This is a genomic window from Rhizobium sp. BK379, assembly GCF_014193955.1.
Lineage (GTDB): Bacteria > Pseudomonadota > Alphaproteobacteria > Rhizobiales > Rhizobiaceae > Rhizobium.
In genome coordinates, this window is sequence record NZ_JACIAD010000001.1 from 1925675 (window position 1) to 1939652 (window position 13978).

Consider the following 13978-nt stretch of genomic DNA (forward strand, 5'->3'; position numbering starts at 1 on the left):
TGACGCCTCGGACAACCTGAAACATGCGCACCGGGTTTCCTCCCGGCCCGGTCTTGGCCTTCGACCTGGTCTTAGCCTTCGAAAGGAACTGAAATCTGCGAGCGGGTCACGAGCCCCTTCATGCATTCGCCGGCTGCCGGCCCGTCACAGACGGGCGTGTCGTTGATCAACACGCGCGTGACCGTCTCGCACTTTACGTTCGGCATATCGAACTGGCGCACGCGCTTCTTGCCCTGCGGCAAGTCACGGAAATCGAGCACCGTGATACGGTCGACGGCATTCTTGTCGTTGAAGAAGGCAAGCTCGAAGGAGACCTTGTTGATCGGCGTCGCCAGATTGTTCTCGGCAACGAAGGTCATCATGCAGCCCTTCTGCGAGGGCGTCAGCGCGTTGAGCTCGACATCGAGCTTGGAAGCCGCTGCATCCTGCGCAAAGGCCTGCGCCGCGCCCGAAACCGAAAACAGCACACCAGCCGCAAAAGCGGCAAACCGACCCGTCATTATCGCCTCTCCAAAGACCAAATTGACCGCCATCAGGCGGCTTCAAAACAGTGCCGTCAAAAACTTGACTGCTTTTGTCTTCTATTATTGCGTCTTTAAAAAACTATGAGTATGAGAGTCAAGATAAATGTAGCCGGAACGGGGCCTTCAACCCCGCAATCACGGGAAAAGCCGACCGAAATGATGGTTGAAAAGCCAGATAATTTTAAGCTCGCACAGCTGCGCAACGAGCCAGCAGTGGCCGAGATCCGTGTTCTCGAAAGCGGCGATCTTTTTGCCGGCACCAACGAGATCATGATCAGGCACGACGGCGTGATCTACCGCCTGAAGATCACCCGTCAGGGCAAACTCATTCTCAACAAGTAAGCTCACAGCAGGGTAGAACATGACCGAGCAGACCAGACCGGCACCATCAGAAATCCGCGCGTTCCGCGCCGAAAATCCGAAGATGCGCGAGCGCGACATTGCCGCGCAGCTCAAGATTTCCGAGGCCGCCCTCGTCGCCGCCGAAGTCGGCATCAGTGCCGTGCGCATCGATGCCAGTGCCGCGAAACTCCTGCAGCGCGTTGCCGATCTCGGCGAGGTCATGGCCCTGTCGCGCAACGAAAGCGCCGTGCACGAAAAGATCGGCGTCTACGAAAACATCAAGATCGGCGAGCACAATGCCATCGTGCTCGGCGAGAATATCGATCTGCGCGTCTTCCCGAGCCGCTGGGTTCACGCCTTTGCCGTCACCAAGAAGGATGGCGACACAACACGCCTCAGCCTTCAGTATTTCGATAAGACAGGCAACGCCGTCCACAAGATCCACCTGCGCCCGGCATCCGATGTCGAAGCCTATCATCGCATCGTCGCCGAACTGAAGCTCAACGACCAGAGCCAGGAATTCGTCGAGGCCGAAACCTCCTTTGCCTCCGACGAAGACGGCAATGTCACCCAGGAAGAACTGCGCGACAACTGGAGCAAGATGACCGATACGCATGAATTCTTCGGCATGCTGAAGCGCCTGAAGATCGGCCGCCAGGCCGCGGTGCGTTCCGTCGGCGACGACTATGCCTGGAAGCTCGACAATACGGCGACGGCAGAGATGATGCATGCCTCCGTCAAGGCAGGACTGCCGATCATGTGCTTCGTTGCCAATAACGGCATCGTGCAGATCCATTCCGGCCCGATCTTCAATGTCCAGCCGATGGGTCCGTGGATCAACGTGCTCGACGAAACCTTCCATCTGCATTTGCGCCAGGACCACATTGCCGAGACCTGGGCCGTACGCAAGCCGACCAAGGACGGCCACGTCACCTCGCTCGAAGCCTATGATGCTGACGGCAACATGATTATCCAGTTCTTCGGCAAGCGGAAGGAAGGTTCCGACGAGCGCAGCGAATGGCGCGAGATCATGGAAAACCTGCCGCGGGCCGCAAGCGTCGCCGCATAGGGATCAAAGCGATGAAAATCCGAAACAACCTGCGCCGGCTCCGTCTTTGGGAACTGGCTTTGACTGCGGCTGTCATGATCCTGCCGCTGGTTCCGATGGCACTGACCGGCGGTGCCTTTGTGCGCGCCGCCCATGCAGAGGACAAGAAGCTCGATACATCGCGGCTCGTTTCGGTCGGCGGTGACGTCACCGAGATAATCTACGCGCTCGGCGAGGAGAACAGGCTGATCGCCCGCGACACGACGAGCCTGTATCCGGAAGCGGCGCTGAAGCTGCCCGATGTCGGCTACATGCGCGCGCTCTCGCCGGAAGGCATTCTTGCCATGAACCCGACGGCGATCATCGCCGTCGAGGGCTCGGGCCCGCAGGAAGCGCTGAACGTTCTGAAGAATGCCAGCGTGCCCTTCGAGACCGTTCCGAATGCCTATACGCGCGACGGCATCATCGCCAAGATCGATCGTGTCGGCACGCTGCTAAACGTGCCGGACAAGGCGAAAGCCCTGGAAGAAAAGGTCGGCGCCGATCTCGATGCCGCCGTCACCGATGCCGAAAAGCGCCCCGAGGCCGAGCGCAAGCGCGTGCTCTTCATCTTGAGCGCCCAGAACGGCCGCATCATGGCATCAGGCACCGGCACGGCTGCCGATGGCGTCATCAAGCTTGCCGGCGCCGTCAATGCGATCAGTGAATTCCCGGGTTACAAGCCGCTGACCGACGAGGCGATCATCAGCGCCAGGCCTGATGTGATCCTGATGATGAACCGCGGTGATGGCGCCGGCACGAAAAACGACGACCTGCTTGCCCAGCCCTCGATCGCGCTGACACCGGCCGGCGAGAAGAAGGCGATCATCCGCATGGATGGTCTGCATCTCCTAGGCTTCGGTCCGCGCACGGCAAGTGCAGTTCGTGAACTCAACACGGCAATCTACGGGGGCTGATGATGGCCGTACCGGAAGCCATGATGGAAAACAGGCGATCCTTTTTGCCGGTCTTCCGCAGAAACCGGCAGGCGGGCGACAGAACCGAGCTTGCCCTGCTGGCGATCGCCTTCCTCGTCCTGGCTTCCGTTTTCGCCCTGCTCTTCTCCGTCACGACGGGAGCGTCCGACGCCTCCATTCTCGACGTCGTCAGAAACATGGCAGGCAACGAAACGGCGCTCAGCGCCCGTGACCGGATCATCATCTTCGACATTCGCCTGCCCCGCGCCATCCTCGGCTTCCTGATCGGCGGATCGCTCGCCGTCTCGGGCGCGGTCATGCAGGGCCTGTTTCGTAATCCGCTCGCCGATCCCGGCCTTGTCGGCGTCTCCTCGGGCGCTGGCTTCGGCGCGGTCGTGATGATCGTTCTCGGCGGCACGGTCGCCGCCCCCCTCTACCTCGCACTCGGCATCTACGCCCTGCCGCTCGCAGCCTTCGGCGGCGGCCTGATCACCACGCTGCTGCTTTACCGGGTCGCCACCAGCAACGGCCAGACCTCAGTCGCCACCATGCTGCTTGCCGGAATCGCGCTCGGCGCTCTGACCGGCGCGTTGACGGGCGTGCTCATCTATATGGCCAACGACCAGCAGCTGCGCGACTTGACCTTCTGGGGCATGGGCTCGCTTGCCGGTGCGACCTGGATCAAGATCGCGGCGGCCGGTCCGATCATCCTCCTCTCCTTCATCGCCCTACCCTTCATGGCCCGTGGCCTGAACGCCATCACGCTCGGCGAAGCGGCTGCCTTCCATATGGGCGTGCCGGTCCAGCGGCTGAAGAATATCGCCATCGTCACCGTTGCCGCCGCAACCGGCGCCTCCGTTGCCGTCAGCGGCGGCATCGGCTTCGTCGGCATCGTCGTTCCGCATATCCTGCGCATGGTGATCGGCCCGGACCATCGCTTCCTGCTGCCGGCCTCGGCACTGCTCGGCGGTTCGCTGCTGATTTTCGCCGATGTGCTCGCCCGCACCATCGTCGCACCCGCCGAAATGCCGATCGGCATCATCACGGCGGCTGTTGGCGGTCCCTTCTTCCTCTGGATCCTGTTACGGCAGCGCTCGCGCCTTGCCCTGTGAGTGTGCACCGATGATCGAAGTTTTCGGCGCCAGCGTGCGCCTTTCCGGCAAGACCATCGTCCGCGATGTCGCATTCACCGCAAAGGCCGGCGAACTGACCGCCATTGCCGGACCGAACGGCTCCGGCAAGACAACCACGATGAAGGCCGTTTCCGGCGAGCTTGCCTATGAGGGCTCTGTATCTCTGAACGGCGAAGAGGTGCGCACATTGAGGCCGTGGCAACTTGCCTCCATCCGCGGGGTCCTGCCGCAGGCAAGCGCCATCTCCTTTCCCTTTACCGTTCGCGAGATCGTCCGCATGGGCCTGACCTCCGGCCTCAACCTCCACGCCGATCAGGCCGATGAGACTGCCGCAAAGGCGCTGGCCGCCGTCGATCTCACCGGCTTCGAAGGCCGCTTCTACCAAGAACTCTCCGGCGGCGAGCAACAGCGTGTGCAGCTCGCCCGCGTGCTTTGCCAGATCTCCGAGCCGGTCGTCGATGGCAGACCCTGCTGGCTGCTGCTGGATGAGCCGGTCTCCAGCCTCGACATCAGCCACCAGCTGACCATCATGACGCTCGCGCGCGATTTCTGTGAGCGCGGCGGCGGGGTGATTGCCGTCATGCACGATCTCAATCTGACGGCTCTCTTCGCCGACAGGATCGTGCTGATGAAATCCGGCCGCCCGGCCGCTGAAGGCAGCGTCCGCGACGTACTGACAGACAAAATGTTGGAGACGGTGTTCGGTTGCCCGCTGCGCGTTAACACGGTGCCTGGCGACGGCACGCCTTTCGTCCTGGCCCATAGCGCGCTGGCCAACTCAGGAACCTTTCCAGCCTGAATGCGTTGTCCGCAATGATTTGGGTCAAAGCCGGGCGCTCTCTTCCGTGCCATTGATGGTGCTGACCCCGCGTGAAACCGGGCGGCGCTGATCGCGCCCAGCAATGGAGACAGTCATGGCCTACTCCTTCTTCCAGTCCAGCCGCAGCCGCCGCAACGGCGCTCTTCACAATCTCGAAACCAGCGTCGAAGACCAGATCGCAGCCCTGCGCGAAGAGCTCGCCGAGCTCACCCATGTTCTCGGCAAGACCTCCCGCCATCAGGGTGAGAAGCTGCGTTCTCAGGCATCCGCAAGCTATGAAGACATCCTCGGCCGCAGCGAGGATCTGCTGAACGAATTGCAGCAGCGCTACCTGCGCGGCGCCGGCGAAGTGCGAAACACCGTGCGTCGTCATCCGCTCGCAACTGTCGGTGCCGCTGCTGCCTTTGGCCTGCTCGTCGCCATGCTTGCGCGCCGCTAGGAGGCTCGATGCTCTTCCCGATCCTGAGCCTGCTCGTCGGCAACAGCGTTCACCGCACGGTGGAACGCACCAAGCGCAACGGCATCTTCATCGCCGTTGCGTTGCTTTTTCTGCTGACTGCCTACGCGCTTGCCGTCACCGCCGGAGCCATCTGGCTGGCAGGCATCTACGGCGCCATCGGCGCATCCCTCTTCCTTGCGGCCTGCGCTCTACTGATCGCGATCATCGTTTTCGTGATCATGACGATCATGAACCATCAGGAAGCCCGCCGCGCCCGGGAACGCCGCGCAGCACTTGAATCGCTGGCAACCGTTGGCCTCGGCTTCGTTCGCACCCAACCGCTCCTGACCGCGGGCGTCGTGGCTGCTCTCGTGGCTGCCAATCTGGTGGGTTCGAAGCGGGACGACTAATCCGCATCCTCCTCATTTTTCGATTGCCGCAAGAAGCGCAGCGCGCGCAATGATGCGCTGCGCTTTTTCTCTGTCGTTGATTGAGGCAATCGCGCTATCGGTCCAACAAAAAAGCCGGCGCCCCGCAGGGCAGCCGGCCATCCTTCCTCCCAGGAAAGGCGTCGTTCAGAAGGCAAAAGCCTTCGAGGTAAGTGGCGCCGACGTAGCGTCGGGACCGAAATCCGCCTCGCCTGATATCTGCAGGAGATCCTGCAACCGCTGGCGCGCGCGGTTCACGCGGCTCTTGATGGTGCCGACGGCACAGCCGCAGATTTCCGCCGCTTCCTCATAGGAGAAGCCCGATGCGCCGACGAGGATGATCGCTTCGCGCTGGTCCGGCGGCAGCTGGTCCAGCGCCTTCTTGAAGTCCTGCAGGTCGAGTGCGCCATATTGGGAAGGGTGCGTCGCCATGGATTCGGTAAACAGGCCATCGCTGTCCTGCACCTCGCGGCCGCTCTTGCGCATCTGGCTGTAAAGCTCGTTGCGCAGAATCGTGAAGAGCCAGGCCTTCATGTTGGTGCCCATCTCGAAATGATCCTGCTTGGCCCAGGCTTTCATAATGGTGTCCTGAACGAGGTCGTCGGCGCGATCATGCCGGCCGATCAGTGATATGGCAAATGCACGAAGGCTTGGCAGGGCCGCCAGGAGTTCGCGCTTGAAGCTCGGTTGCGCTTTTTCCATGCGGGTATTCCTATTCGGCCATCTTTGCGGAAGCCATCATTTCGGCCTGATCAAGCTTTTCCAGCAGGTCGAGGAAACGGTCGGGAATGGTCTCCTCCTGCGCGGCAGCATAAAGCGACCGCAACCTGACGCCGATCTGGTTGTTCGGGTCCAATAGGTCGCTCGCCCGCAGCTCCAACTGGCGCTCGTCCGGTGCTTCTGTCTTTTGTGTCGTCATCAACTGATCACTTCTTGCCTGTTGTCTTGGGTTGAAAGGCAAAGTCGCTGTAAAAGGTAAATGGAACGGATAAGCGATCGATCAAGCAGGTTATTTCAAACCCTTGATGTCGTAGATCCATTCCGTTCACATGGGTCAAAACGTGACGCCCTTCATTTGTCGGCTAGGATAATGCAACGCCGCAAAAATAGTTCCTCACCTCAGGAACTTTTTTATGGAGGCCGCGTTTTCTGGTCATTGCAGCCATTTACCTGCCTGTAGACGGGAGTTTTTAATGACACTATCCACTCGAATTGCGCCGCACCTTCCTTATCTGCGTCGCTATTCCCGCGCTCTCACCGGCACTCAGACTTCTGGCGATGCTTATGTCGCCGCCGTTCTGGAAGCGATCATCGCCGATCTCTCCATATTCCCGGATACCGCGAATGACCGCGTCGCACTCTACAAACTCTTCACGCAATTGTTTGGTTCCACTGCGGTCGAGATTCCCGAGCCTTCCTCACCCTATGCCTGGGAACAGCGCGCAACGCTGAACCTCTCGAAGGTTTCGCCGCTTGCCCGCCAGGCTTTCCTGCTCGCCTCTGTCGAGAATTTCCGCGTCTCCGAGATCGCAGACATTCTCGAAATCACCGAAGAGGAAACGATGCAGCTGCTCGACAAGGCCTCGCATGAAATCTCGCGTCAGGTCGCGACCGATATCATGATCATCGAGGATGAACCGCTCATCGCCATGGATATCGAGCAGATGGTCGAAAGCCTCGGTCACCGCGTTACCGGCATCGCCCGCACCCATACCGAGGCCGTCGCACTCTATAACAGGACCAAGCCGAGCATGGTGCTCGCCGATATCCAGCTTGCCGACGGCAGCTCCGGCATCGATGCCGTCAACGATATCCTGAAGACCTCGAGCGTGCCCGTGATCTTCATTACCGCCTTCCCCGAGAGATTGCTGACCGGGGAGCGACCGGAACCCACCTTCCTCGTGACCAAACCCTTCAATCCCGACATGGTCAAAGCGCTGATCAGCCAGGCTCTTTTCTTCAACGAAACGACCCGCGTGGCGGCCTGAAACATGAATCTTGGCCATACCGGAACTATTCCGGCAACGATGCGTTCCGGCTCTGCCGGAGCGTATTGGCGGCTTTAACGGTTTTTGCAGCGCTTGCTTTTAGAATGACCGGCAGGTTTGTCGGGAGAGCAACATCCCTCCGTTAGTTCGAAGGGACCGAGGAGAGGCGGCCGAGTGAATACGACTGGACCATTGTCCGGAACGCCTTTCACCACTGAAGGCAAGGCGGCAATAATGGAGCGCGCGCTCGCCAGCGCGGCTATCTCGATTCTCTATCAGGATGCCAGCCTTGCCATCATATACGCCGAAAATCTTCTCCCCTATTTCCAGACCCGTTTCGTCGCCGGCGGCGATGACGGCTCGCTGTTTGGCGAAGCACATGGAAAATCGCTTGCCGCGATAAAGCGGACGGTGCTTGAAACCGGCGCCTCCAGCAATGCCGAGGTAGATGTTGCAATCGACGGCGAAGTCAGGACGTTCGAACTCAACGTTCAGCGCACCGGCGGGCGCGGCAATTACGGTCTGCTCTCCGTCATCTCGGAGATTACCGAAAGCCGGCATCGCGAAAAGGTGCTGAAATCGCTGCTTCGCGAGCTTTCCCACCGCTCCAAGAACCTGCTTGCCATCATCCAGGGCATCGCCACGCAGACCGCCCGCAATACCATTTCTCTCGATTCTTTCCTGATGAAATTCCGCGGGCGTCTTCAATCGCTCTCGAACTCTCAGGATCTGATTACCGATTCCAGTTGGCGCGGCGCCTTTCTGTTCGAACTTGCCGAAAAACAGTTCGCCCCCTATTGGCCGGAAACATCAGGCTCCCTGCCGATATTCGGCATCAACGCGCATCTGACGCCGAATGCCGCGGTCCATCTCGGACTGGCCCTGCATGAATTGATCGTCAATTCCGCCTCCTATGGCGCAATCGCCAGCGGAGCGACCTCGATCACCCTGAACTGCCGGGAGGCTGAGATCGCCGGCCGCCAGGCAATCGAACTCGCCTGGGTGGAAGTGCTTCCAAACAGTGGCGACGTCCACGAATTCAGCGAAAACAGTTTCGGCCGTACAGTGCTGGAGCGCGTCGTGCCCTCTTCCGTCAATGGCAAGGCCGAATTGGCGCTCGTACCCGGCCGCATCGAATATCATCTGACGGTACCGGAAACGGAATTCGAAATCCTGAAGCGCACCTGAGATTCCGTGGTTTTACGCGGTTCCGGACTCGAACCACACGTTTCTGCTGGAATTGCCTGAGCCAAACGGAGAAACAGCCGGTGCGAGGGCGGCGCACCGGCTGTCTCCACTCACCGGGAGGGGACCGTGAGTTCGTCCGAATGATGGGTTGGGGGCGCGCATGTTGGGTCGATGCGGTCATCATTCGGATATCGCATTAACTACGCTCGTTAACTTTGGTTCCCTCCGATTGGAAAAAAATTGGACTTTCGTCAATTTTTTTCTCGGATGGCCGATTTGGGTTGCTGCTCATATCCATCCAATCGGAATTCAAAGCATGCCTAAAGAAATAGCACGGCAAACAAATTCAATTACTTACACTGAACAGACGAAAGAAAATTGCCAAAATTTTACCGTTTGATAAATTTTTGAACCTGAGTTACGATTCCCTCACTAGTCGTTACCAATAAAGAGGGAACTTCAATGGAACGCCTGGAAACTGGGATTCGTGCCGGCCGGCTTTCGTCCGCCGAGTACGAGGCTAATTTTTCCGATCTTCATCCGCGCCTCGACAATCACGAAGCGCTGGTTGCCGCCGACCGCTGTTATTTCTGCTATGACGCGCCGTGCATGACGGCCTGTCCCACCTCCATCGACATTCCGCTCTTCATCCGCCAGATCTCGACCGGCAATCCGATCGGCTCTGCGAAGACCATCTTCGACCAGAATATCCTTGGCGGCATGTGCGCCCGCGTCTGTCCCACCGAAGAGCTCTGCGAACAGGCCTGTGTGCGCAACACCGCCGAAGAGCGTCCCGTCGAGATCGGCCGCCTGCAGCGTTATGCGACGGATGCGGCGATGACGGCCGACAAGCAGTTCTACCGGCGCGCGGAACCGACCGGCAAGAAGATCGCCGTCGTCGGCGCCGGACCTGCCGGTCTCGCCGCTGCCCATCGCCTTGCCGTTAAGGGCAATGATGTCGTCATCTTTGATGCCAAGCCGAAATCCGGCGGCCTCAACGAATATGGCATCGCCACCTACAAGACAGTCGACGACTTCGCCCAGAAGGAAGTCGATTACGTCCTATCGATCGGCGGCATCGAGGTGAAACATGATCAGCAGCTCGGCCGCGATTTCTCGCTCGCCGACCTGCAGAGTCAGTACGATGCCGTCTTCCTCGGCCTCGGCCTTGCCGGCGTCAACGCATTGCGCGTCGATAACGAAACCCTGCCCGGCGTCGATGACGCAGTCGATTTCATCGCTGAGCTTCGTCAGGCCGGGAACAAGGGCGACATCGCCATCGGTCGCCGCGTCGTCGTCCTCGGCGGCGGCATGACGGCGATCGACGCCGCCGTGCAGGCAAAGCTGCTTGGCGCGGAAGAGGTGACCATCTGCTACCGCCGCGGCAAGGAACATATGAACGCCTCGGAATTCGAGCAGGATCTCGCCACCTCCAAGGGCGTCATCATTCGCCACTGGCTGGCGCCGAAATCCATCCTCTCGCAGGATGGCAAGGTGGCCGCGATCGAGGTGGAATATACTGCTCTCGTTGATGGCCGCCTCACCGGCACCGGCGAGACCGGCGTCATCACCGCAGACCATATCCTGAAAGCCATCGGCCAGACCTTCGAAGCCTCCAGCCTCGGCGCGCTGCGCATGGAATCCGGCCGTATCGCCGTTGACCCGGAAGGCCGCACATCGCTCGAAGGTGTCTGGGCCGGCGGCGACTGCGTGTTCGGTGGCGAAGACCTCACCGTATCTGCCGTCGCCCACGGCCGCGACGCGGCCGAATCCATTCACCGAACCCTCACTGCTGCAGCCGCTCCGGCTGTCGCTGTCGCCTGAAGGGGAGAATGAACAATGGCTGATCTCCGCAATAATTTCGTCGGCATTAAGTCTCCGAACCCCTTCTGGCTCGCCTCCGCACCGCCGACCGATAAGGCCTACAATGTCGAGCGCGCCTTCAAAGCCGGCTGGGGCGGCGTCGTCTGGAAGACGCTGGGCGAGGAAGGCCCGCCTGTCGTCAACGTGAACGGCCCGCGCTACGGCGCGATCTGGGGTGCCGACCGCCGCCTGCTCGGCCTCAACAACATCGAGCTCATCACCGACCGCGACCTGCAGACCAACCTGCGCGAAATGAAGCAGGTGAAGATGAACTGGCCGGATCGTGCTCTCATCGCCTCGATCATGGTTCCCTGCGAGGAACAGGCATGGAAGGCGATCCTGCCGCTGGTCGAAGAAACCGGTGCAGACGGCATCGAGCTTAACTTCGGCTGTCCGCACGGCATGTCCGAGCGCGGCATGGGCTCGGCCGTCGGTCAGGTGCCTGAATATATCGAAATGGTCGTGCGCTGGTGCAAGCAATACACGCGCATGCCCGTCATCACCAAGCTGACGCCCAACATCACCGATATCCGCCGCCCTGCCCGCGCCGCCAAGGCCGGCGGCACGGATGCCGTCTCGCTGATCAATACGATCAACTCGATCGTGTCGGTCGATCTCGACAACTTCGCCCCCAACCCGACCGTCGGTGGCAAGGGCAGCCACGGCGGCTATTGCGGCCCGGCCGTCAAGCCGATCGCGCTCAACATGGTCGCCGAGATCGCCCGCGACCCGGAAACCTATGGCCTTCCGATCTCGGGTATCGGCGGCATCACCACGTGGCGCGACGCAGCCGAATTCCTGGTGCTCGGCGCCGGCAACGTGCAGGTCTGCACAGCTGCCATGACCTACGGCTTCAAGATCGTGCAGGAAATGATCACGGGCCTCTCGGACTGGATGGATGAAAAGGGCCACAAGACCCTCGACGACATTACCGGCCGCGCCGTCCAGAACGTCACCGACTGGCAGTATTTGAACCTCAACTACATCGCCAAGGCGAAGATCGACCAGGACGCCTGCATCAAATGCGGCCGCTGCTACATCGCCTGCGAGGACACCTCGCACCAGGCGATCACCAACTTCGTCGATGGCGTCCGCCATTTCGAGGTGATGGACGAGGAATGCGTCGGCTGCAATCTCTGCGTCAGCGTCTGCCCGGTCGAAAACTGCATCACCATGGAAGAGCTTCCGGCAGGCGCCCTCGACAAGCGCACCGGCAAGCCAGTCGATCCGAACTACGCCAACTGGACGACGCACCCGAACAACCCGATGGCCCGCCAGGCCGCGGAATAACCATTCGCTCAATGTATATAAGATCGACGCCCTCCTGGAGGGCGTCGATTGCTTTTAAGACCTAGGCATATTGCCTGCTGTCAAAGCTTGAAGGCCTTGACCTCATTGCCACGCTCGATCGTGCGGTTGGCAATGAAGCGCCCGGCTTTCGCCGCCTCCTGCTTTTCCGCTTCGATATCCTGCAGCATTGCCTGCAGACGCCGGATTGCCAGCGCCTTGTTGCGATGCTGCGAGCGCTCGTCCCGGGCCGTCACAACGAGACCGCTCGGGCGATGCAAGGCGCGAACAGCGCTGTCGGTCGTGTTCTGGTGCTGCCCGCCAGGCCCGCCTGCCCGCAACGTCTCGAACTGCAGGTCGGCAGGATCGATCGTCACCGCAACACCTTCAGCCGGAAGATCGATGCGCCGCACGGCCACATACCAGTTTTGCCGCTTGTGGCCGGGGCGGACCCCACTCTTGAAGGTGAAGCGGATCGTACCGCAATAGCCTGTTGCAATCCGCTGTGCCGCTTCGCCCTCGATAGTGACGATCGCCGACTTCGCACCATGATGATCCGGCATAGGCCCGAGGTTGACATGGACGACGCACCCTTGCTGTTTCGCCTCGTCTTCAAGGATGCGTAGAAGCGCGGAGACGGCGATCCGGCACTCGACCGGACCGTTGCCCGACGTGATAAGGAGATCAATAGCGCTCACGGCTACGCCCTCCTTCCCGACGGTACTCCGGCTTGCGGCGACGCTGCTCGACCTCGGCTTCGTCCACCGCCTTTTTAAAGGTGACGAGCGGCCGGAAGCTGGCAGCGACGCTCACCAGCTTTTCGTTTTCGAGATCGGCAACCACCTGCCCCGCATCCTTGTAGGCGGACGCCGCCTCTTCGACGACGAGAGCCCGGTCATCGCAAATGGCGATGCCGCCCCAGACATTGCGCAGCAGCTGCTCACGCTCGGACCTGTTACGGCCTGTCCGCCCATGCATGCTGGCCCGGTCATATTTGCGACCGGCCCCATGCGATATGCCGCCGAGCGAACGGGATACATCCGCTGTCGGGCAAACCACATAGCTGAGGCTCGCACGCGATCCGGCGATAGGCGCGAGTTCCCCCGGCGTGACCGCCGCGGCCCCCTTGTAATGCACGAAATCACGTCCGGAAGACCGGACGAGATTGTGCGGCACATCGGCGACGAGGCGCAGATCCGCACGCAATGCGGCGGCTGCCCGTGCTGCGATCAGTCGACGGTTCAGCGATGCCCAGACAACGCACTGGTCATGACTTGCAAGCCACGTGACAGCATCTTGTGAACCCGGCACGAGCCCGGCCGCAAGATCGGGATGAGCGCTGATAGCCTCGGAAAAGACTGCAGCACCGAGGGAACGCGAGCCGGAATGGACAAGCAGGTAGAGAGCCTGACCATCCAGAGCAGCGGAAGCACCGCCATCGCCAAGCGTATCGATGGCCTGCAGCTCGCAAAAATGGTTGCCGCCGCCAATCGTACCGAGTGCATCCGGCGCCAGGGAGGCTGGCAGGCGCGCCTCCTCCAGCAAGACAGCGGCATCGCCGATCTCCTCAGCCTCAAGCTGGCGAAGCCGTTCCGCCGCCTTATCGATCTTCAGTTTGCGCAGCGGCAGATCGAGCTGGAAAAGCGACATGCCGCAGCCAATATCATTGCCGATAAGCAACGGAAGCAGCCGGTCGGACGCCAATGCGACACCGGTTGCGCCATATTTGCCGGGATGCAAATCCGGAAAGGCAGCGATCTGCGAAACGCCCGGAAGACGGGACATTTCGCCAAGTTGATCTAGCGCCGCGCCTTCGATCCAGGTGCGGCCGGAAAAGAAATGATGGATGAGCGCAGGCGCATTGGCCTGCGTCGTCGGGGAGCTTCCGCCCCCGATGGAATTGCCCATGATAATGAACTCTGGATATGAATGGTCTTTCATCGCGCAGACGGCGATGGTCAA

Annotated in this window: 16 protein-coding genes; 11 read left to right on the forward strand and 5 right to left on the reverse strand. The window is 60.6% G+C overall.

The genetic code is table 11. The features are described 5' to 3' along the window. Positions 1 to 71: 71 nt before the first annotated feature. Positions 72 to 500 carry a hypothetical protein gene (locus FHT93_RS09830; RefSeq protein WP_112544041.1) on the reverse strand — a complete coding sequence of 143 codons (429 nt, stop codon included), beginning with the start codon at positions 498 to 500 and terminating at the stop codon, positions 72 to 74. Positions 501 to 680: 180 nt separating this feature from the next. On the opposite strand from FHT93_RS09830, the gene hemP reads away from it, so the two are divergent. From hemP to FHT93_RS09865, 7 genes are all read left to right on the forward strand, one after another. Continuing rightward, on the forward strand, positions 681 to 866 hold the full coding sequence (gene hemP, locus FHT93_RS09835; RefSeq protein WP_112544040.1) for a hemin uptake protein HemP: 186 nt from the start codon (positions 681 to 683) through the stop codon (positions 864 to 866). A gap of 19 nt (positions 867 to 885) precedes the next feature. Then, a complete protein-coding gene (locus FHT93_RS09840; RefSeq protein ID WP_183847276.1) occupies positions 886 to 1935 on the forward strand; it encodes a ChuX/HutX family heme-like substrate-binding protein in 1050 nt (349 codons plus the stop codon). An 11-nt stretch (positions 1936 to 1946) separates the two neighbouring features. Next, positions 1947 to 2870: a hemin ABC transporter substrate-binding protein gene (locus FHT93_RS09845; RefSeq protein ID WP_183847278.1), complete on the forward strand. Its 924-nt coding sequence runs from the start codon at positions 1947 to 1949 to the stop codon at positions 2868 to 2870. Between the two features lie 2 nt (positions 2871 to 2872). Next, entirely contained in the window at positions 2873 to 3982 is a 1110-nt protein-coding gene (locus FHT93_RS09850) for an iron ABC transporter permease (protein WP_183847280.1), read from the forward strand. 10 nt (positions 3983 to 3992) lie between these two features. Next, complete coding sequence (locus FHT93_RS09855) at positions 3993 to 4802, forward strand: heme ABC transporter ATP-binding protein (protein ID WP_183847282.1); 810 nt, start codon at positions 3993 to 3995, stop codon at positions 4800 to 4802. Positions 4803 to 4917: 115 nt separating this feature from the next. Further along, positions 4918 to 5262, forward strand: coding sequence for a DUF883 family protein (locus FHT93_RS09860; protein ID WP_112544035.1), 345 nt, complete (start codon positions 4918 to 4920; stop codon positions 5260 to 5262). An 8-nt stretch (positions 5263 to 5270) separates the two neighbouring features. Further along, complete coding sequence (locus tag FHT93_RS09865; RefSeq protein WP_183847284.1) at positions 5271 to 5672, forward strand: hypothetical protein; 402 nt, start codon at positions 5271 to 5273, stop codon at positions 5670 to 5672. Between the two features lie 165 nt (positions 5673 to 5837). On the opposite strand, the gene FHT93_RS09870 is transcribed toward FHT93_RS09865, so the two are convergent. Continuing rightward, a complete protein-coding gene (locus FHT93_RS09870) occupies positions 5838 to 6392 on the reverse strand; it encodes an RNA polymerase sigma factor (protein ID WP_007815244.1) in 555 nt (184 codons plus the stop codon). Between the two features lie 10 nt (positions 6393 to 6402). After that, a complete protein-coding gene (locus FHT93_RS09875; RefSeq protein WP_112544033.1) occupies positions 6403 to 6609 on the reverse strand; it encodes a NepR family anti-sigma factor in 207 nt (68 codons plus the stop codon). Positions 6610 to 6883: 274 nt separating this feature from the next. On the opposite strand from FHT93_RS09875, the gene FHT93_RS09880 reads away from it, so the two are divergent. From FHT93_RS09880 to preA, 4 genes are all read left to right on the forward strand, one after another. Further along, positions 6884 to 7678: a response regulator gene (locus FHT93_RS09880; RefSeq protein ID WP_112544032.1), complete on the forward strand. Its 795-nt coding sequence runs from the start codon at positions 6884 to 6886 to the stop codon at positions 7676 to 7678. A 192-nt stretch (positions 7679 to 7870) separates the two neighbouring features. Continuing rightward, positions 7871 to 8866, forward strand: coding sequence for a sensor histidine kinase (locus FHT93_RS09885; protein ID WP_183847598.1), 996 nt, complete (start codon positions 7871 to 7873; stop codon positions 8864 to 8866). A gap of 462 nt (positions 8867 to 9328) precedes the next feature. Continuing rightward, positions 9329 to 10690, forward strand: a complete 1362-nt coding sequence (locus tag FHT93_RS09890; RefSeq protein WP_183847285.1) for an NAD(P)-dependent oxidoreductase — start codon at positions 9329 to 9331, stop codon at positions 10688 to 10690. 15 nt (positions 10691 to 10705) lie between these two features. Next, complete coding sequence (gene preA, locus FHT93_RS09895) at positions 10706 to 12019, forward strand: NAD-dependent dihydropyrimidine dehydrogenase subunit PreA (protein ID WP_113016899.1); 1314 nt, start codon at positions 10706 to 10708, stop codon at positions 12017 to 12019. An 80-nt stretch (positions 12020 to 12099) separates the two neighbouring features. On the opposite strand, the gene prfH is transcribed toward preA, so the two are convergent. Next, positions 12100 to 12714 carry a peptide chain release factor H gene (gene prfH, locus FHT93_RS09900; RefSeq protein ID WP_113147601.1) on the reverse strand — a complete coding sequence of 205 codons (615 nt, stop codon included), beginning with the start codon at positions 12712 to 12714 and terminating at the stop codon, positions 12100 to 12102. After that, complete coding sequence (locus FHT93_RS09905) at positions 12701 to 13924, reverse strand: RNA ligase RtcB family protein (protein WP_113147600.1); 1224 nt, start codon at positions 13922 to 13924, stop codon at positions 12701 to 12703. Before FHT93_RS09905 ends, prfH begins: the two co-directional genes overlap by 14 nt. Positions 13925 to 13978 lie beyond the last annotated feature (54 nt).

Bases quoted from the DNA above. Each gene is read 5' to 3' on its own strand.
- FHT93_RS09860 (WP_112544035.1), top strand. From the start codon at position 4,918: ATGGCCTACTCCTTCTTCCAGTCCAGCCGCAGCCGCCGCAACGGCGCT.
- preA (WP_113016899.1), top strand. From the start codon at position 10,706: ATGGCTGATCTCCGCAATAATTTCGTCGGCATTAAGTCTCCGAACCCC.
- FHT93_RS09845 (WP_183847278.1), top strand. From the start codon at position 1,947: ATGAAAATCCGAAACAACCTGCGCCGGCTCCGTCTTTGGGAACTGGCT.
- FHT93_RS09880 (WP_112544032.1), top strand. From the start codon at position 6,884: ATGACACTATCCACTCGAATTGCGCCGCACCTTCCTTATCTGCGTCGC.
- FHT93_RS09890 (WP_183847285.1), top strand. From the start codon at position 9,329: ATGGAACGCCTGGAAACTGGGATTCGTGCCGGCCGGCTTTCGTCCGCC.
- FHT93_RS09870 (WP_007815244.1), bottom strand. From the start codon at position 6,392: ATGGAAAAAGCGCAACCGAGCTTCAAGCGCGAACTCCTGGCGGCCCTG.
- FHT93_RS09865 (WP_183847284.1), top strand. From the start codon at position 5,271: ATGCTCTTCCCGATCCTGAGCCTGCTCGTCGGCAACAGCGTTCACCGC.
- FHT93_RS09855 (WP_183847282.1), top strand. From the start codon at position 3,993: ATGATCGAAGTTTTCGGCGCCAGCGTGCGCCTTTCCGGCAAGACCATC.
- hemP (WP_112544040.1), top strand. From the start codon at position 681: ATGATGGTTGAAAAGCCAGATAATTTTAAGCTCGCACAGCTGCGCAAC.
- FHT93_RS09875 (WP_112544033.1), bottom strand. From the start codon at position 6,609: ATGACGACACAAAAGACAGAAGCACCGGACGAGCGCCAGTTGGAGCTG.
- FHT93_RS09840 (WP_183847276.1), top strand. From the start codon at position 886: ATGACCGAGCAGACCAGACCGGCACCATCAGAAATCCGCGCGTTCCGC.
- FHT93_RS09850 (WP_183847280.1), top strand. From the start codon at position 2,873: ATGGCCGTACCGGAAGCCATGATGGAAAACAGGCGATCCTTTTTGCCG.
- FHT93_RS09830 (WP_112544041.1), bottom strand. From the start codon at position 500: ATGACGGGTCGGTTTGCCGCTTTTGCGGCTGGTGTGCTGTTTTCGGTT.
- FHT93_RS09905 (WP_113147600.1), bottom strand. From the start codon at position 13,924: ATGGGCAATTCCATCGGGGGCGGAAGCTCCCCGACGACGCAGGCCAAT.